Below are 19,437 nucleotides of genomic sequence, written 5' to 3' on the forward strand. Positions count from 1 at the left end.
GGGTACCGAACTTTCTATCTGTAGTTCATTTTAATATCTTCATTCAAAATGATAATAACTTTTTTCACTTGTCATTTTATCAGATGCTAGTTGAAAGGCTTTTTCTTTCTGGTTCGATTTAACATAATACAAAAACAGTTTTTTTTCATAATGTTGTTTTACAAACTGATCTCCGTTGGCGATGAGAATGGGAATGGCTGTTTTCTCAATATACTCATATAGCTCCTTTTCATTTTGATAGATAGTATGAAGTTGGATTTCAAAATCCATTTGTCTAGGATCTTGATTTTGTTTTGTTAATTTTAATCCTTTTTTTGAAAGATCGATAAGCTCTTCTTCGGGAAGGAGCCTCCCTTTATAGCAGGCTGAAATATACCCATTAAGTGATGTTAGATAATGAGGTGTCTTTTCAGTTATTAGTTCTAATGCTTTTTCATACGATTGTTTAGCCTCTGAGTATCGTTTTCTTCTATAATATTCAAATGCTAAATTGTGATAGATTTTAGACGCTCTATCAATACAGTTGACTGATTCACAGACTTTCAGCAACTTTTCGTATTGTTGTTTGGTTTCATCCATATCATAAGGTTCCTTGGAATTAAGCTGGACTAAAAGTAGGGTTTCTGTATCAATAATTCTTAAGATATTTAATGTGCTTTTGAAAAATTGTAAAGCCTTTTGTCCATAAAAATAGGAAAAGATTGTTGATTGAATTGAATGGTAGGCTATTGCCAAATGATAATAGTATTCTAAGTTTGAATAATTGTTATCAATTTTTTTTAATGTTTCAATGCAAGACTTGAAATTACCTGTCAGAAACATGTAGATTCCGTCTACGTGGTTTAAGAAATTTTGTTCATCAGAATCAAGGTCACTGTACTGATTCCTCATCGTTTCTATAATTTTTTTTGCTTTAGGTTTTTCATTTACAAATAAATAATACCTTGCCAATATTAGATAGTATTGATTTTTAAAGTCAGCTAGAAATCTTAAAGATTCGGTTTCTATTTCTTCTTTAAGTTGATAGATTTCTTTTGAGTCTATCATAATCAATGCGTTATTCCATTTGAACAGTTTTTTTTGTAGGAAAAAATAGCGAGAGCGTTCAATATTCATTGTTATCCCAAGTTTTTTTGCAAGTAAATCCGTAATTTCATGGGAAAACTCCGTAATCCCGCGTTCTATTTTGCTAAGATGTGTGACGGAACAAATTCCTTGAGCAAGTAGTCCTTGAGTTAGCCCTGACTCTTCGCGATAGAATTTTATTAATTTTCCTTCAATCATAATACACCCCAGATAAACGATTTTCTATTTATTATAGGGAAGTATATCTCTTTAGTCTATGAAGAAGGGAGGAAAGAGGTCTGATGAGAATGAAAATTACTCTTCTAACTTTTTAATTTAAATATAACCCAATGCGATGTTCGGAAAAGTAACTTAAACGAACTATTATAAATTGCTAACATTAAGCAGTTTTAACGATCGAAAACCTATATATTTATTTTATAAACGTTCAAGTTTTCATGCATAATTTCACGAACTTCTTTAATAATCTTTTCGTAATATTTCTTAACAAAACCTACTCAAGAATTGGGACTGACCCCATAGGCTGAGACAAATTAAAACACCTTTACGTTGAAATTCGGGTATATACTACCTAAATCCAACTTGGAGGTGTTTTTTCTATGGATACAAGAGTCAGTTATTCGGTTGAAGTAAAAGAAGAAGCTTTGGTAAAGGGCCAGAACACGTCGATGAATTGGAGAAGCTTAAGGCGGAGAATCACTATTTGAAACAACACATTGAGGTTTTAAAAAGTACAAAGAGTTGGAGAGGAAGTGGTACCAAGAATAGCGTTACAAGCCTTTAAAGAACTGAAGAAAACAATGACCGTCACAAAAATCTGCCGCATATTAAACATTCCAAGATCAACTTATTATAGCCCAAGCTTGCATGGATTCTGAAGGTAAATAAACAAGCGCGACGATAGGCAGGAACATGACGCGAGCCAACAAAATAGACGTCGCCACGAGCTTCTTGTGTTCAGCTGCGCGATTCAGCATGATGGCAGCTGGAATCGTCATAAGTAAGGCCATTAATGAAGGAAGGGAGCTAATAATCCCACCTGATAATTGCTGGCACTTAATATGGTAATCGCAAAAATAGGAAAGAAATTATTTGAAAAGTTCATGGCAATAGTCGAAGCCATGCCATTGTAAATACTAATTTTTTCATTATATGGGCGCATATTATTCTCCACGTTAATTCATAACTTGGTGATATGCTTTGAAATATATACTTATGGCAAAAGAAAACAAGTCCTTTGTGACACGAAATTTCGGAAACGATTTTTAACATTTGTTAGATTCCACAGTTTAGGTGAATTTCAACCAGGAATGGTTCCTTTGAAACCTCAGTATGCAGAGGTTTTTACATGAAAAAACTTCCAATTTACATAAAGTAAATTGGAAGTCATGTTGTTTTATTTTATTTTTTCAACATCAGAAAGGACACTATCTAAATCGTCTGCAGCTTTATTTAAAGTGTCTACATCAAGAGGATCAACTTTTACTCCTGCTTCAATCAAGTGAAGGGGTGTTTCAACTTGTTCATAAAGGTCCGCGTCTTTATCTTTTACTTCATCTTCAAAACTCTCCCAAATTTCTTCTAAGTTTTCGCCATTTGCTTCAGCTTTCTTAGTGTCATTTGCTTCTAATTGCACTTTTAAATCGGCAACTTCAGCTTTCATTTCTTTTGCCCCATCTGCAATCGATGTTTGTGAAGTCGTTTCTTCTTTTTGGGTGTTATCACCCGTTGTTGTTTTCTCGTCCTTTGTTCCACAAGCCGATAAAGCCATTGATGCTGCGATTATTATAGGGAATACGTATTTTTTAGATTGCATTATTAAGTTCCTCCTGTTTTTTCATTCTTGATTGAATTATATTTTGTTTTATTTTACCCAAAAAGGCTACGAAAATTGCAACGACTAATAAAATCATTTGAGGGATAAAGCTCTCCCAAGTTGAATAGATTGCAAAAAAGTCATTGGTTGGAATTGGAGCTTGTGTAGCTGGAATAAACCCGGCTAATTGTAAACCATGAATCCCCATACCCGTAAACTTAAAGCACAAGTAGAACATTAATATACTAGACACCATGAAAAATGGACGCATCGGAATTTTTAAGCCTACTTTTAAGATTAAATACGACGTAATCAATAATATGGTTAGACCAATCGCTATGCCACCTAATAAAGAACCTAAGTCAATAGAAGATGCCATTCCGATATAGAATAAGACGGTCTCAGTTCCTTCACGGAATACAGCAAGAAAAGCTAAAATCGCAATCGAAAATAAACTTCCAGTATCGAGTGCCTTCGTGCTTTTCTTCTGGATATAGCGATTCCATTCTAAAATACTCGATTTACTATGTAGCCAATAGCTCATGTAGCTGAGCATGACAGCAGCAAAAACACCTGTCCATCCAGCTATCAGGAAGTTGTTGTGACCAAATGTACCAGCTGAGAATAGTACGTTGACCAAAACGCCAAGGACTAGACTGATACCAATACCAGAACCAACACCTACCCAAATCCATTTATTCTTGTCCGAATGACCGGATTTCTTTAAAAAGCCCATAAGTGCTACAACAACTAAAAGAGCTTCTAGCCCTTCGCGTAACAGGATGGTTGTCGCATCTAACATCGTGTAGCTAGTTTTTGAAACAAGTGGAGATAAATAATCTCTCATTTCTTCAATGGTTTTTTTTGCCCCTTTTACATCGGGCGGATTAGCTGAAAGCATGGAATATGAGGTTACCATGTCACTTTCTGCATTTTTGTAGACCGTTGCAGACTGAGTAAGCACTACACCTTCAACGTCCAACCAAGATTTTCTGAATTCCTCTATATCTAATTTAGCACCGTCAATATCTTGGTTATCAATTTTGTCTAAAGATCGATTTAATAACATAATCAGTTTGGCAACATCGCCATTATTTTTTGAAGCATCTTGATCCGCAACTGATGTTTGTGAGAATTGACCTTCAATAAATTTTGTATTCGTTTGTTTCAATTGTTGAAGTGATTTTTGAACACTCTCAGAGTTAACTGGATCTTGTGCTAAGGCGAACTGTACTTGTCCCATGTTATCTTCTATATCATGGTAGGCCTGTTCAGATTTTTCTTTAATCCCTGATTCAAAGGAAATCCAATTTGATGTGTATTCTTTAAATTGTTCAGAAGCAGCTTTCGTTTCACCCATTTGAACTAATTTAATCACTTCATCAATTTGAACGTTTGCTTGATTCAAGTCTTCTTCCGGACTAGCAGCAAAGCTTGTCACCGGAAAAATTAAAATCCCGATGAGGGCGATTACTAAAGCAAAATTCATGTGGCGCATTATTTTGGCCCCCCTTTATTTAAATATTTTAATTAACTGAAAGTTATAAGATTATTCCGATAATGAAAATCATTATCAATTAGATTCTTTCGAATTATAAGGTTTATTAAATGTCTTGTCAATCGGGAAATAATGGAAAAGGTCCATAGAAAAGGGGAAGAACAAGGATTGCTACATCGGAGAAAGTGAAGTGGATATTGATAAACAGAAGTTTTAAATATAGAAACCGTGCTAGCTTAATATTCACAAAACGATGAAGTAAGGTCGAAAACGTAAATAGATCATCACTATTATACAAAGGTGGCAAACTAACAGGGGAGAACACACCATTTTCGAGTGCAATTTTGTTTTTGTAAAACTACCGACTATGGCAGTTGTAGACGCTAGGAGCACAAATGTAAGTATTACAATCATTACGCTGAAGAAAAGCAAACGACTAGTTTGATAAAAAGCTTGAATGGGGCTATTTCATGACAATGATGTGTTTATTAAGGATCCGCATTAATTTAATGTTCATTCATCTCCTATAAGGACTTCCAATCATTTTTCCTTCGCCCGCTCTTTTTGAGCTGCTTCGTACTTTGCACGCATTCTCCATTGTTTGATACGGGGAATTGAGAAATATATAGTCCCGTATATGATAACAAACAATAGAACATCCAAAATAAATTTAAAGAGGGAAGTCAAAATAAACTGGCCTTCAGTAAAGAACTTATATTGGAAGAAATCTAACTGTAAATAAGTGAGTCCACTAATAATCCATGCTAGTATAACTGCGAATAAAACCCTCCGGAAATTCATCATCTTCACCGACCTTTATAAGAATAAAAAGTTGTGTACGTAGAAAATGTACATGAGAACAAAATCATTTCACAATTTCTTGAATTTTATTAAAGATGATTGAATACGTTCCTTTTACGGTCTCATCATTTTTGATGTCATTGTATAAGCCAAACCCATATGTCGTGCCTTCTATTTGGGAATCACTCGATGTCATATAACCAGCCGCAAAATCAGTACCACCACCTCTTTCATGTGAATTGCTGTAGAGTGCCTCAGCATCCGAGAATGGGAAAGAGCCTTTCGTCGATTCAATAAAGAAAAATGGAATCTTGGAACTGGTGTAAACCTCTGCATATTCCGCTGCGCTCGCTTCTTCTAAATGTTCTTTCATAATAAAAACTGCATCATATTCGCTAAAGTCCATAAATAATAAATCGTTCATCGAAAATTCTTCAAACGTTACATTCGTTTCTCCGATGTCTGGTGCTGCACCGATGACTGCAATATCTAAAGTTCGTCCGGTGTATTCCTCAAATACAGGAAGCTTCTCAGTACAACCAATACAAACATAAGCAATAGCAATAACCATTTCTTCATATGAAATAACAACCCTTCACTGCGCTACTCTAAAACATTAACAATTCTAGTGTTATAATCGTCTCATTTTATTTCCTTGTAATATTTCAATGTGTACTCCTGATGAACTCCCGCCTGAATATGAATACAACCGAGATATATCAAGTTCAGTTTGGATTCGGACCATTTTCGTTTCATGTCCTTGAAGTGAAACCTCGTATGGTCCATCTTCATTCATTAATGGAACCAGTTTACTTTGATCTCCCAAAAGGGATTCGTTAAAAAAGCGAACATCAAATTCCACTTCGTCATCACTTAAGTTTTCCAGTGGCAAATCACAAATAACGTTTATTCTTTTGTCATCCAACGGCTCAAAGTTGCATTCGCTTGAATCAAGATTATAATCAATCGCATAAATTCCAGAGGCAAACGTATTTTGATATAAATTAACCATGTATTGAGGCAATAAACCGTATAGAACCAGTGCGAGAAACACCAATCGAACACGATACTTTTCTAATGAAGTAGCCAGTAAATAGATGCCAATAGACAAAATCACAATTAAAAATAGCCCTAAAGATTGAACCCATCTGCATTATTTATGGGAATGTTCATGATCCAAAGATTACCTGCAGAAAAAGGAACTTCATGTGGAAAAGGAAGGTTTGCTATCATGACCAATATGAAAAAACCAATGGCTATATACAACCTTTTGTAATTTCGGACTATCCTTTTATTTTCACCGATCACACTGGCTCGTTCATTTCCTCTTCACTTTTACGATGCAACCCTTTAGCTAAGCGCGCAATTACCAAAATCATTAATATAGAACTAATCGCTAATACGATTGAGTTCGGAAGGATGTAAGTATAAATATCGGATTTTTCACCAATTGCCCAACCAGGCCATGAGGGTGCGACGAAAGTTAAAATGATGGCAATTGAATTATTGAAGACATGCAACAAAATCGGGATCAATAAATTGCCGGTTTTCAGGTACAACAGTGAAGTGATAATACCGAAAATGCTAGCCCCAATGATATCTGCGTGTAAAACCCCAAAAAGAATACTGGAAATAAGTATCCCGCCCCACATGGAAGTTTTCTTCATCATGCGATGCAACAACATACCTCGAAAAATGAATTCTTCTGCAATGGGGCCAATAAGTGCAATACTGATAATCGTAATACTTAAATAAACAGGACTTTCAGGCATAGGAAATGGCTCTAAGAAAAAGTCGACAAGTCCAGGGGAAATGGGCATCAATGCGTATAATTGGAGCCAAAACACACTAAGTGAAAATGCGATAGAAATTACCATAATCCCAATTAAAGATGGAAGCCAGCTGCCTGAACCTTTCCTGAAAACAACATCTCGAACAGCAACTCCGTGTTTGCGGAAATAATATCTAAAGAAAGTAACAGGGACCACCACATACAAAATCAGGGTTATTCCTGTTTCTGCAAAATCGTCAGTGTAAGGAAAAAAGATTGCCACAATACCAAATGCAACAAACCATAATAATAACAAACCAATAAAATACCTCGTCTTCATCTCTTCAAACATTTTCTCCACCCCTATCTATAAATAACAATACGAAAATGGGAGGAATTGGTTTCAACTTTTTAATGTAAAACTTCGGGCTGGGGCAACATTTCGTACTGCTTCTTCTTTTACTTCTACCGGATAACTGACTCTTGTACCCATAGAAAAAACACCTCCAAGTTGGATTTAGGTAGTATATACCCGAATTTCAACGTAAAGGTGTTTTAATTTGTCTCAGCCTATGGGGTCAGTCCCATGAGGCAGTTCTCTCATTCCGGAGGTTTTTTGTTACCTTACATTGAAAAGACTTAATAAGCTGTCCAACCACCATCAACGCCGACTACTTGACCATTCACAAAGCTTGCTTCGTCCGAGCCTAAGAAGATGGCTAAATTCGCAATTTCTTCAGGATGTCCGGCACGAGGATTTATTGCCATTCCCAATGACTGTCTCGTAGCGCCCAGCTGATTTATGTTAGTCATCGAGCTGGCGATGTTTGTGATAACTGCACCGGGTGCAATGCCGTTGCAACGAATATTTTTATCTGCATACATAAATGCAGTGTTTTTTGTCAAACCAACTACCGCATGTTTAGAAGCGGTGTAGGCAGCCCCTGCGCGAGCCCCATATAAACCACCAGCAGATATGTTATTAACAATTACACCTTGTCCTTGTTCAATGAAAATAGGAATTGCTAAACGCATCAAACGCATAACAGCAGTAGTATTAACTGCAAATACATGATCCCAACGCTCATCTGAAATGTCCCCAACTGGCTCCATTCCATCCATAATTCCTGCATTATTTACAAGAATATCGAGTTTGCCAAATGCTTGCTTCGTTTCCTCAAATAGACGTTGTAGATCCTCTGAAGAAGCGACATTTGTTTGAATAGCGAAAGCCTCGCCACCCGTAGCTTTAATTGCTTCAGCTACGACATTAGCTCCTTCTAAATTTAAATCTGAGACTACTACTTTTGCACCTTCTCTAACATATGCTTCTGCAATAGCTTTTCCCATTCCTGATGCTGCTCCTGTAACAATGGCGACTTTTCCTTCTAATCTCATCGATTACGACCTCCTAGGTTTTATTGAACAGTTGTTTAATAAAAAGTATAATACACATCAGTAAGCGTTTACCATGAGCAAAAAAATGAAAATTGTTCATTAAAGTACAGTTTTCTAAAATCTGTTGGATAAGAGGTGAAAATTGATGAAAACGGATTTGAGAGTGGTCAAAACAAAGGAGGCACTGCAAGAAGCATTGCTGATTTTATTAAAAGAAAAGACCTTAAATTCGATTTCTGTGACTGAAATCTGTCTAAAGGCAAAAGTGAATCGCGGAACGTTCTATTCACATTATGGACAAATAGAGAATCTGTTTGAAGAATACTTTAAGGAAATTATGAAAGATTTAATAACTTCCTATCAAGAACCTTATAAACATGTGCAAATCTTAATTACAAGTGAGCTAAATCCTTCCACTATTCGAATTTTCCATCATATTGAAAAGTACAAGAAATTTTATCGAATTGTTTTCTCGAAAAATGCACCATTGTCCTATTACTACTTGTTATTCGATCAAATTAAGGAATTGTTAAAAAACGATTTGGCTCTCAATGGTGAAAAGGAAATCGATATTGCTATGATTAGTGCGTATCAAGCGAATGCCATTGTAGGAATGGTGATAGAATGGTCCAAACAAGATTTCCAACACAGCGCAAATTATTTAAATCAACAGCTTGTTCGTATTTTGAATGTAAATTAAAACAAAAATTTATAGTACTGACCAATTTCTACTAGTTATATAGAAAACAAATTTGAAATTTCTCATAATATAATTCATTATTAACAGTAGACAGTCTTTTAGTAATCGACAGATACAAGATTGCGTAAGAGAAATACATTCTATGAAGGAAGTAACTTATGCCTGAAGAAAACATTACGCGGATAAACTTAGATGGAAAAGAACTAATATTAATCGGCACGGCGCACGTATCGCGACAAAGTGCGGAACAAGTAAAAGAGGTTATTGAAAGAGAGAGACCTGATTCAGTTTGTATCGAGTTGGACGCCCAAAGATACCAGTCCGTTATGGAGAGCGACAAGTGGAAAAAAATTGATATTTTCAAAGTCATAAAAGAGAAGAAATCAACATTGCTATTGATGAATTTGGCTATATCTTCATTTCAAAATCGATTAGCCAAGCAATTTGATATTAAACCTGGACAAGAAATGATTCAGGGGATTGAATCGGCTAAAGAAACGGGTGCTGAGCTAGTACTGGCAGATCGCAATATCCAAATTACCTTTTCAAGAATTTGGCATAACCTTGGTCTGACAGGAAAAGCACAACTACTCAGCGCCATTTTCTATAGTATTTTCAGTAAAGATACAATCTCAGAAGACGAACTAGAAAAAATGAAATCACAAGATACACTAAACGCGGTTCTTGCTGAGTTTACGGAAGCCTTCCCAAGGTTAAAGAAGCCGTTAATTGATGAACGAGATCAATATTTAGCCCAAAAGATAAAAGATGCTCCTGGAAATAAAATTGTTGCGGTACTTGGTGCGGCACATGTACAAGGGATTACGAAAGAAATTCATAAAGAACATGATTTAGAGGCTTTATCACTAACACCACCTAAATCAATCGTACCCAAAATTCTTGGCTGGGCAATACCACTGCTTATTGTTGCGCTTATCGTCTTTACTTTTATTGCCAATCCATCTGCCGGTTTTGACCAAGCAATAAGTTGGATTCTATGGACGGGAACCTTGGCTGCTATTGGCGCGGCTGTTGCTTTTGGGCATCCTCTTGCCATTTTGTCTGCCTTTGTTGCCGCACCTTTCACCGCTTTACATCCGTTGATTGCAGCGGGTTGGGTATCTGGAATTGTACAAGCATATGTACGCAGACCGAATATAGGTGACTTCGAAACACTGTCAGAAGATGTGTTTTCGATTAAAGGATTTTGGCATAATAAAGTCACGCGCGTTCTGCTAGTGGTTCTCTTGACGAACTTAGGAGGTTCAATAGGAACATTTATAGGCGGAGCCGATGTAATTAGAGTGTTCTTTAATAACTTGTAAAAAATTGTTTATAGGAAGAGAAAAGTCTATGACTTTTCTCTTTTTTTATGGAATAAAACCAATATATGACACAGTGTCACATTTTCATTGCATTATGACACTGTGTCATATATAATGAATTCTTGTGCGAATATGACACGATGTCATTTGTAAGATAGATAGGAGTGTATAAGGATGCCAAAACAAACCTTCATTAAATTACCCATAGATAAAAGGGAAACATTAATACGTGCGGCAATTAAAGAATTTTCAAGGGCACCATTATTTGAAGCTTCCATTTCTAATATTGTTAAAGAGGCTGGAATCCCGAGAGGAAGCTTTTATCAATATTTTGAAGATAAAGAGGACCTTTATTATTTCTTGCTTGATGAATATTCACAGCGGCTTAGAAGAAGATTCATTTCGATATTAAAAAAACAAAATGGCGATTTAATGGAAACATTTATTGAGGCCTTTGGGATGATGCTGATCAACTTGCAAAGCATAGAGTCCCGCCAATTTTTCAGGAATGCCTTTTTGAATATGAATTACAAAGCGGAAAACACATTGACTCCTGATGTAAATGATGAGCAATTGAAAACTCGATTGGCAGAGGTTGTGGGTTTAGTTGATCATAATAAATTGAATATCACGGATGAAATCGAACTGGTTCATATCCTCAAAATCATGAAAGCCGTGACATTCCAAAGTCTGATTCAAGTATTCGCAAAAGACTTGTCCAACGATGAATCATTACAAAATTATATACTCGAAGTCAATTTGCTTAAAAAAGGGCTTAGTAAAGATGAGTTATAGAAAAACTAGAAAAATAATTAAGATATATGGAGGAATACACGAATGACAGAACAGAAGAAACCACCTTATGGCATTATCGCCATTTTATTTACAGGGGCGTTTGTGGCGATATTTACCCAGACTTTATTGAACATCGCATTGCCTGCCATTATGACAGATTTAAAAATTGAGGCTTCCACTGCACAATGGCTGATTACAGGATATATGCTCGTGAACGGAATATTGATTCCAGCGAGCGCCTATTTTATCCAACGTTATTCGAACCGATCGATTTTCATCTTAGCAATGTCATTATTTGCACTGGGTACTTTGTTAGCAGGATTAGCTCCGACTTTCAGTGTACTGCTTGCAGCAAGAATGGTTCAAGCATCTGGTGCCGCCCTTATGATGCCACTTTTGATGAACGTTATCCTTGTAGCATTCCCTGTGGAACGTCGAGGGTCAGCCATGGGAATATTCGGTCTTGTGATGATCGTTGCGCCAGCAATTGGTCCAACACTTTCTGGCTTTGTTGTTGAACATTATTCATGGAGAGTATTGTTTTTCATCGTCTTGCCACTTGCTTTGATTCCTCTAGCATTAGGGATTTTTAAATTAAAGAATTTAACATCCCAAAACAAAGAATTGACATTGGATAAAACTTCTTTGGTCTTTTCAAGTCTTGGTTTTGGAGGGATTCTGTACGGATTTAGTGCGGCTGGACAAAATGGATGGAGTGACCCATATGTGTTGGGGACAATCAGCATTGGTGTTGTATCTCTGGTAACATTTATTTTCCGTCAATTTAAATTAAAAGATCCATTACTCGAATTTAGAATTTACAAATATCCGATGTTCGCTTTGTCATCTGCGATTTCTATCGTCGTGTCAATATCAATGTTTTCTGCGATGATTCTTATGCCAATCTATGTTCAAACGATTAAAGGGATATCACCGATGAATTCAGGTTTGATAATGCTTCCAGGAGCTTTAGTAATGGGCTTCATGTCACCGGTAACTGGTAAATTGTTCGATAAGTATGGTGCCAAAATTCTTGCGATTATTGGGATGTCAATTGTGGTTATCTCCACTTATTTCTTCAGTGATTTGAGTTTGGATACCAGCTATCTTCATATCATGTTCCTCTATACAATACGGATGTTAGGTATTTCAATGGTAATGATGCCAATCATGACAAACGGCTTAAATAGCTTGCCAAAGAAAGTCTATCCGCATGGTACAGCGATGAACAACACGCTTCAGCAAGTATCAGGTGCCATCGGATCTGCGCTACTAATCACAGTCATGAACACACGAGCTACCTCGGCAGGAAAAGACTTGGCGTTAAGCGGAGCTGACCCAGCCAGTATCATGAAAAGTTCATTGATGGAAGGAATCAATTACACATTCTTCATTTCCACATTTATTGCAGCTGTGGCATTATTACTAACACTCTTCATTAAAAAGCCGCAAATACCTGTAACTGAAGTAGAGAAAGACCGCGTCTTTACACAAGAACCCGTTAACGAATCATAATACGAAAAGGCTGGACCGAATTTCGGTTCAGCCTTTTTTTATGAACTCCTAATATGAAGTTACTATAGAGATTTTAAATAAAGAAAGGAGGTGGTCAAAAACCATTCTACAATCAGTGTTGTATTTGATGAAAAGTTATTATTTATCGGTAGTATATTTGTCGATTTATTGTTCGATTAGGTTTGCTAATGCAACCTCTTGTTCATTCTCTGGTTCATCAAGAGAATAAATTCTAGCTGTTCCTTTATTTTCATCCACATGTTGAATGTATATTGGAGTTCCGTTATATAGTACATCTGCTAAAACTGGTGATGTTGCAATTTCTTGTGCCCTTTGTAAATTCATTATAAAATCCTCCTTTTAATTCGTAAGGGTAATATTCACTTTTTATTCATTAATTATTCTTATTCGCTTCGATATAATTAATTCTTACAGCTATAAAATTGAGAAAAAGGTAAAGAAAACAATGTTATCCTTGAGGAGAAGAAGCATAAAATAAAAGGAATTCAGTAAACTTGAATGAAAATGAGGGTAACCAAAATGATGGTTACCCTCAAAAATTTAAGTTTCTGGTACAAATGTTTTGCAATCGTTTCTTCACTATGGGATCCATTTTTGCACTTATGACTGACTACATAAATAAGCTCTCCATTACATATCAAGTATGTCATGAGAAAAATGTACTTCTCATGAAGATGGTTCATCACGGATAAATTAATAAAACTATTTAATTCCATCCGTGTATATTTTGTTCACGTAACACTTGGAAAGTGGATTATTTTAGTAACCTTAGTAATGGAAGACATTTACCTTATTACACTTTAAACATTTTTCATGAGATAGGTTCATTAGAAAATGATGATCACAGTTTTTTTGGTTCTCTTTTAAACGATTTTCCAAAAAAGAAAGATGAATTTTCATTTGATTAATTTCTTCTTCAATTTCTTGAATCTTCATCATCTGTCCTCCATGTAAGTTATTGATAAATCCGTCCCCCAGATTCCTTAAATTGGGTAGCTTTTTCTTGCATCCCTTTTTCAATTGCTTCCTTTGTAAAAAGTTCATTATTTTTGGCATGGTTACGAATATCTTGAGAAATTCTCATGCTACAAAACTTAGGTCCACACATTGAACAAAAGTGTGATGTTTTTGCACCTTCTGCAGGTAATGTTTCATCATGATATTCGATTGCACGTTCAGGATCCAAAGACAAGTTAAATTGGTCTCTCCAACGAAACTCAAAACGAGCTTTTGACAAAGCATTATCCCGAATTTGTGATCCTGGATGTCCTTTTGCTAAATCAGCTGCATGTGCAGCAATTTTATACGTAATAACCCCTTCACGAACATCGTCTCTATTCGGTAAACCTAAATGTTCTTTTGGCGTTACATAACAAAGCATTGCTGTCCCGTACCAACCAATCATAGCTGCACCAATCGCAGAAGTAATGTGATCATAACCAGGAGCGATATCAGTTGTTAGGGGGCCAAGTGTATAAAATGGTGCTTCATGGCATAATTCTAATTGTTTATCCATATTTTCTTTTATTAAATGCATCGGCACGTGACCAGGTCCTTCAACCATGACCTGTACTTCATGCTCCAAAGCTATTTTTGTCAACTCTCCAAGAGTTTCAAGTTCGGCAAACTGAGCTTCATCATTTGCATCGGCAATAGAACCAGGACGTAATCCATCTCCTAATGAAAATGAAATATCATATGTTTTCATAATGTCGCAAATTTCTTCAAAATGTGTATATAAAAAATTTTCTTGATGGTGATGTAAGCACCATTGTGCCATGATTGATCCACCACGTGAGACAATTCCTGTTAACCGTTTTACTGTTAAGGGAACATAGCGCAAAAGAACACCTGCATGAATCGTGAAGTAATCCACACCTTGTTCAGCTTGTTCAATCAACGTATCACGGTAAACCTCCCATGTTAGGTCTTCAGCAACACCATTCACTTTTTCTAATGCCTGATAAATTGGAACGGTCCCAACAGGTACGGGTGAATTTCGAATAATCCATTCACGCGTTGTATGAATGTTTTTACCAGTAGATAAATCCATAATATTGTCTGCACCCCAACGTGTTGCCCATGTCATTTTTTCAACCTCTTCATAAATAGAAGATGAAACGGCAGAATTTCCAATATTTGCATTAATCTTGACATGGAAATTACGACCAATAATCATTGGTTCGATTTCTGGATGATTGATATTTGCAGGAATGATTGCTCTACCTCGTGCAACTTCATCACGAACAAATTCTGCGGGCATATTTTCTCTTATAGCGATAAATTCCATTTCAGGAGTAATTACTCCTTTTTTAGCATAGTGAAGTTGAGTAACATTTTTCCCTTTTTGTGCACGTAAAGTTTTACGTTTTAAACCAGGGAATACGTTTTGATTTGCACGAGGATCATTTGCATCGTTATATCCATTATCTTCAGGCATAATTTTACGGTTTTCATATTCTTCTACATCGCCTCGTTCTAGAATCCAAGAACTGCGTATAGCCGGCAGTCCTTTTGTAATGTCGATTAAATAATTGGTTTCCGTATAAGGACCGCTAGTATCATATACACGTACTGGAAGATTTTCCTCTTCCCCAAAATGACCAGACGTTGGGCTTAGTTCAATTTCTCGCATTGGAACTTTAATGTCTAGTCTTGACCCTGTTACATATACTTTTTTACTACCAGAAAAACTAGACATGATGGAAATTTCTTTTTCATTCAATGTAGGCTTAGCCATAATAAAACTCTCCTTTTTTGAATACAAAGGACGAGATACAGGAAATACCCAGTGGAAAGGTTATTAGAATACATGAAAAGCCGGAATCCAACAAAAGATGTTGGACCCGGCTTATATGTATGCAGAAGTATTGTTGTAGAATCGCGCTAACTTCCCCACGCTGGTATGAGCCAGATCAGGTCCCAAGAGTCAAGAAGCTTCAACGTGCTTCTCTCTCAGCCCAACTTATTGGACTCCCCTAGTTATATTCTATTCTATTCGGTTCATATTCCATTATATAGTAATCTCAGCTAAATTGAAACAGCGACGCTTCGATGCAGAAGTGAAGCTACCGATGGACAATAAAGGAGGCCATCGTTGAATTCGTTATACAGGGATGCTCTGTTAACATCTCAAAGAAAATTGGTTTGCTAATTTACCTGCACACAACATGGGTTTTTTTTATGTAAAAACCCATGTTGTGTCAACTTAGGCTATTGTCGATTGGCTATTCTTCCGTTTTCCCCAAGGTTTAAAAACAGAAATAACGATCATTGATGCTAAAGATAAGATTTGTAGAATAACCCCACCGAACAATTGGTAGTTATTGATGATAAATGATTGGTTTTGAAAAGACTCAATTCCTTCTAAAGAAACCATTGTAAATGCATGCAATGTCCAATAATAAATCCCAACGATACCAATACCTACTGATAAAAGTGTTAGGACTTCTTTAGAAATAATCCATTTAAACTTGAAAAATCCCCATTTCGTAAGAAGTGATAATAAAATTCCAGTCACCACAGATCCTATAATTGAAGCTCTACCAGATGTTTGGGCTAATAAATGCATGATTGTATAAGAGGACAAAACTACATTTTCATCCGTTGTAAAGGATACAGCAATACTTAAAATTAAGAATATGACAGTGTTTCCAAACCAGATAGCAATAAATATCAAGTGCAAAATTAATAACCATTTTCTTTGAGTAATAGTCAGTGTTGGCATTATGAACTCCCTAGCAGTAAAATAACATTATTTTCCTTGCATCTTAATTAATTATACAATTTTCTTATTTAAATAACCTAATTGAATAGAAAAGGCCGACCGTGAGTTCATTGAACTTACGATCGGCCTTTCTCACATTTATTCCAAAGCTAAAATTCTCCTAATTTTCCGAAGCAAAAATAATCCAAAGCCTATCCATAACCAGCTATAGAAAAGTGAAAATCCAAAAATAATCAGTAAAGTCGTTAAGTTAAATGAAGAAGAGACAGCGGGGCCAAAAACAGGGAAGCCGAACCCATACAATGGAATGCAAATGCCAATAAACAACAGTAAACCATTCACGAATAGTATTCCTAGAAGTCGATTTAATGCGAGGAATGTCCATCCAAGGCTTATTCCGAGCAACCCCGTGGTAAAGGGGAAAATCACTAACTCGCTTGGTTGAATTATCAATAATAAACAAATTGTTAAAAAGTAGATCAACATGCTAGAACGAAATGAGATTAGTGCACCTAACATAATCGGTACGGTAGCAAGTGGGCTGAAGGCATAGCCAATTCCCGGCAACAGCCCCCCTGCAGATTGCAATATGGCTGCAAGTGCAGCCATCAATGCTGTAAACATTAATTTTTTTGTAAGTGACCAACTCTCGAAATTCTGGTGAATGTCCTTTGGATATGACGGGATAGATTTATTAAAGTACACATTCTCTCTCCTTATAGATCAAAATTTCACCGAATTCCATCACTCTGTTTAGTTCCAGATTTCACAAAGTCTTTTTATATACTATAGAAAAGAATGAAATGAGTGCCGGAATGCCCAATGGTTGAATAAATTGATAGAGAAAATGAAGAGAGGGGTAAGTTGTCAATGCCTGAACGGAAACTAGATCCGAGTGACATCCTGTTGCCACCTGGTTATGACATTGAAGTGTTTGCGGATGGTTTAACCACACCCATAAACATAACCTTTACAAGCAAAGGCGAAATGCTTGTTGCCGATTCCGGTATCACAGATGGGAACGGAAAAGTGTTAAAACTTACAGAACAAGGTTTTATCGTAATAGGTGATGGGTTCAATCCTCCTCTAACCGGGATTACTGAATATCAAGGCAACATTTATGTTGCGCATCGAGGGTACGTCACGATTATTCAACCTGACGGCACAAAGATGGATATTATAGATGGGCTCCCAAGTATCGGTGATCATCATAACAATCGAGTGGTATTTGGTCCCGATGGAAAAATGTATTTTGGGCAAGGAACTGCGACCAATAGTGGGGTTGTTGGAAAGGACAACGGCTGGGTAAAAGAACATCCATTCTTTCATGATTACCCGGGTTCAAGGGTGACTTTAAATGGCTCTAACTTTCAAACATCAGGACTTTTAGAGGCATTTCCAGACCGTGTTGTGACAACTGGCGCTTTTGTTCCTTTTGGGGTTGAAACCTATCCCGGGGAAACAGTGGATGGAATCATTCGTGCTAGCGGAAGTATATTACGTGCCAATCCAGATGGCTCTGAGCTTGAGTTGGTGGCATGGGGTCTAAGGAATCCTTTCAGATTGCGGTTCGATCGATTCAACCGATTGTTTGCGTCCAATCATGGGATGGATGTTCGCGGAAGTCGTCCAGTGGCCAACTCCCCGGATGAATTTCAGTGGATTCGTCCTGGATTCTGGTATGGATTTCCGGATTTTACCGGAGGGTTGCCGGTCACAATGCCACAATTTAGACCTGAAGGAAAACCTCAACCTGCTTTCGTATTAGCAGAACATCCTATGCAACCACCAATGCCTGTGGCTTCATTCCCTTCTCACTCCGCAACAATGGGGTTCGATTTTAATGAGAATCCTGAATTTGGTCCAGTAGGGGATGTTTTTATCGCGGAGTTTGGAGCCGAAGATCCTGAGACAACAGGAGGGATACCACTTCCCTATGTGGGCCATCGCGTTTCCCGTATTGACATGCAAACAGGGCAGATTCATGTATTTGCAATAAATCGAACAGGTCTGGCAGCATCGGATACAAATGGAGGCGGATTAGAACGGCCCATTGATGCGGTTTTCGGTGTTGATGGCGCACTGTATGTCTCTGACTTTGGCTTATTTAAGGAGGAATCAGCCGTTCCTGGAACAGGCGTTATTTGGAAAATAACAAAGACATCTTAACTCAGGGTGTCACTACAGAGAATGCCATCAAGATATAACAAATCCCCCAACAAACTCAATATTTGCTGGGGGATTATTATGTTTGTTATTAGCTGTTCTTATAGCTCTCTCAACATCTTTAAATCATTTACCAAACAAATAAAGCTAAAAGATAATCAACTGAATTAGAACTAGAATAGATGACCATAATAGCCCTATATAAGAATGTAAAGGATGATATCATGATTTATATTTATAATGACTATGGTGGAACACATACCACCGCTCTGGCTGCCGCCTATCATTTAAAAGAAATTACCCAATCAGAACGAAAACTAACTACTGAAGAAATATTAAATGTTAACTATTTTAACAAATTATCTAAAGATGATTTTGGGAAACTCATTTTTCACGGGGTAGATGAAAATGGGGATTCTGTATATACGATAGGACGGAAATCCAACAAACTTGTCGTTCCAGCATTATCAAACTTAACTTTATTACTCCAAAGCAAACATCAATTTCATGAAAAAATCATATTCTCAAATACCTCACCAACTGTACCAATCCTTATGTCGATTGGCGGTTTTTTCTCAAGAGGATTAAAAATTGATTTTATAGGTGTACCCTTATTAGTTTTAGGTGCTAAACAATGCTGTGATAATATTTTTCGATTGGTTGAAAATACGAAACAAATTGGGAATTCCTCAAATGAGGAAACAGTGATTATTTTAGAAAATGAAATATATAAATAATAATAGTTAATGATCTGAAACATGATGCGACATAAATAGTATTAATCAATATTAAAAATAGAGGCAAAACGGGCATATAAA

General features: G+C 36.6%; 18 protein-coding genes and 1 riboswitch. Of the genes, 6 read left to right on the top strand and 12 right to left on the bottom strand.

The window, feature by feature from the left end; all coding sequences use genetic code 11:
• Nucleotides 1-39 precede the first annotated feature (39 nt).
• The 7 genes from C8K15_RS13480 to C8K15_RS13520 form a co-directional block, all read right to left on the bottom strand.
• A complete protein-coding gene (locus C8K15_RS13480) occupies nt 40-1,284 on the bottom strand; it encodes a helix-turn-helix domain-containing protein (protein ID WP_108586921.1) in 1,245 nt (414 codons plus the stop codon).
• 1,198 nt (nt 1,285-2,482) lie between these two features.
• Nucleotides 2,483-2,902 (bottom strand): hypothetical protein, encoded by a 420-nt coding sequence (locus C8K15_RS13490; protein ID WP_108586922.1) that lies wholly within the window; start codon nt 2,900-2,902, stop codon nt 2,483-2,485.
• Entirely contained in the window at nt 2,892-4,400 is a 1,509-nt protein-coding gene (locus C8K15_RS13495; RefSeq protein WP_108586923.1) for an FTR1 family iron permease, read from the bottom strand. Before C8K15_RS13495 ends, C8K15_RS13490 begins: the two co-directional genes overlap by 11 nt.
• Nucleotides 4,401-5,265: 865 nt before the next feature.
• A complete protein-coding gene (locus C8K15_RS13505; protein WP_108586925.1) occupies nt 5,266-5,772 on the bottom strand; it encodes a transcription elongation factor GreAB in 507 nt (168 codons plus the stop codon).
• Nucleotides 5,773-5,832: 60 nt separating this feature from the next.
• A complete protein-coding gene (locus tag C8K15_RS13510; RefSeq protein ID WP_233260491.1) occupies nt 5,833-6,312 on the bottom strand; it encodes a hypothetical protein in 480 nt (159 codons plus the stop codon).
• 193 nt (nt 6,313-6,505) lie between these two features.
• A complete protein-coding gene (locus C8K15_RS13515; RefSeq protein ID WP_108586926.1) occupies nt 6,506-7,324 on the bottom strand; it encodes a CPBP family intramembrane glutamic endopeptidase in 819 nt (272 codons plus the stop codon).
• 287 nt (nt 7,325-7,611) lie between these two features.
• Nucleotides 7,612-8,370 carry an SDR family oxidoreductase gene (locus C8K15_RS13520; RefSeq protein ID WP_108586927.1) on the bottom strand — a complete coding sequence of 253 codons (759 nt, stop codon included), beginning with the start codon at nt 8,368-8,370 and terminating at the stop codon, nt 7,612-7,614.
• A 142-nt stretch (nt 8,371-8,512) separates the two neighbouring features.
• On the opposite strand from C8K15_RS13520, the gene C8K15_RS13525 reads away from it, so the two are divergent.
• The 4 genes from C8K15_RS13525 (at nt 8,513) to C8K15_RS13540 (ending at nt 12,705) form a co-directional block, all read left to right on the top strand.
• A complete protein-coding gene (locus C8K15_RS13525) occupies nt 8,513-9,070 on the top strand; it encodes a TetR/AcrR family transcriptional regulator (RefSeq protein WP_108586928.1) in 558 nt (185 codons plus the stop codon).
• 158 nt (nt 9,071-9,228) lie between these two features.
• On the top strand, nt 9,229-10,395 hold the full coding sequence (locus C8K15_RS13530) for a TraB/GumN family protein (RefSeq protein WP_108586929.1): 1,167 nt from the start codon (nt 9,229-9,231) through the stop codon (nt 10,393-10,395).
• 174 nt (nt 10,396-10,569) lie between these two features.
• The gene (locus tag C8K15_RS13535; protein WP_108586930.1) at nt 10,570-11,190 is read left to right on the top strand and encodes a TetR/AcrR family transcriptional regulator; all 621 of its coding nucleotides are present in this window, start codon (nt 10,570-10,572) and stop codon (nt 11,188-11,190) included.
• A gap of 42 nt (nt 11,191-11,232) precedes the next feature.
• Complete coding sequence (locus tag C8K15_RS13540) at nt 11,233-12,705, top strand: MDR family MFS transporter (protein ID WP_108586931.1); 1,473 nt, start codon at nt 11,233-11,235, stop codon at nt 12,703-12,705.
• Nucleotides 12,706-12,870: 165 nt separating this feature from the next.
• On the opposite strand, the gene C8K15_RS13545 is transcribed toward C8K15_RS13540, so the two are convergent.
• From C8K15_RS13545 to C8K15_RS13570, 5 genes are all read right to left on the bottom strand, one after another.
• On the bottom strand, nt 12,871-13,050 hold the full coding sequence (locus C8K15_RS13545) for a small acid-soluble spore protein H (protein WP_108586932.1): 180 nt from the start codon (nt 13,048-13,050) through the stop codon (nt 12,871-12,873).
• A 444-nt stretch (nt 13,051-13,494) separates the two neighbouring features.
• Complete coding sequence (locus C8K15_RS13555) at nt 13,495-13,662, bottom strand: serine protease (protein WP_108586934.1); 168 nt, start codon at nt 13,660-13,662, stop codon at nt 13,495-13,497.
• A gap of 19 nt (nt 13,663-13,681) precedes the next feature.
• Entirely contained in the window at nt 13,682-15,466 is a 1,785-nt protein-coding gene (gene thiC / locus C8K15_RS13560; RefSeq protein WP_108586935.1) for a phosphomethylpyrimidine synthase ThiC, read from the bottom strand.
• 135 nt (nt 15,467-15,601) lie between these two features.
• Nucleotides 15,602-15,716, bottom strand: a riboswitch (TPP riboswitch).
• Nucleotides 15,717-15,934: 218 nt separating this feature from the next.
• Nucleotides 15,935-16,453, bottom strand: coding sequence for a hypothetical protein (locus tag C8K15_RS13565; protein ID WP_108586936.1), 519 nt, complete (start codon nt 16,451-16,453; stop codon nt 15,935-15,937).
• Nucleotides 16,454-16,591: 138 nt separating this feature from the next.
• Nucleotides 16,592-17,158, bottom strand: coding sequence for a hypothetical protein (locus C8K15_RS13570; RefSeq protein ID WP_108586937.1), 567 nt, complete (start codon nt 17,156-17,158; stop codon nt 16,592-16,594).
• 165 nt (nt 17,159-17,323) lie between these two features.
• Here C8K15_RS13570 and C8K15_RS13575 point away from each other — a divergent pair, with 165 nt between their 5' ends.
• Nucleotides 17,324-18,622, top strand: coding sequence for a PQQ-dependent sugar dehydrogenase (locus C8K15_RS13575; protein WP_108586938.1), 1,299 nt, complete (start codon nt 17,324-17,326; stop codon nt 18,620-18,622).
• 221 nt (nt 18,623-18,843) lie between these two features.
• Nucleotides 18,844-19,356 carry a DUF3189 family protein gene (locus C8K15_RS13580; RefSeq protein WP_108586939.1) on the top strand — a complete coding sequence of 171 codons (513 nt, stop codon included), beginning with the start codon at nt 18,844-18,846 and terminating at the stop codon, nt 19,354-19,356.
• Nucleotides 19,357-19,437 lie beyond the last annotated feature (81 nt).

Origin of the sequence: Paenisporosarcina sp. OV554 (assembly GCF_003058165.1) — a bacterium.
GTDB lineage: Bacteria > Bacillota > Bacilli > Bacillales_A > Planococcaceae > Paenisporosarcina.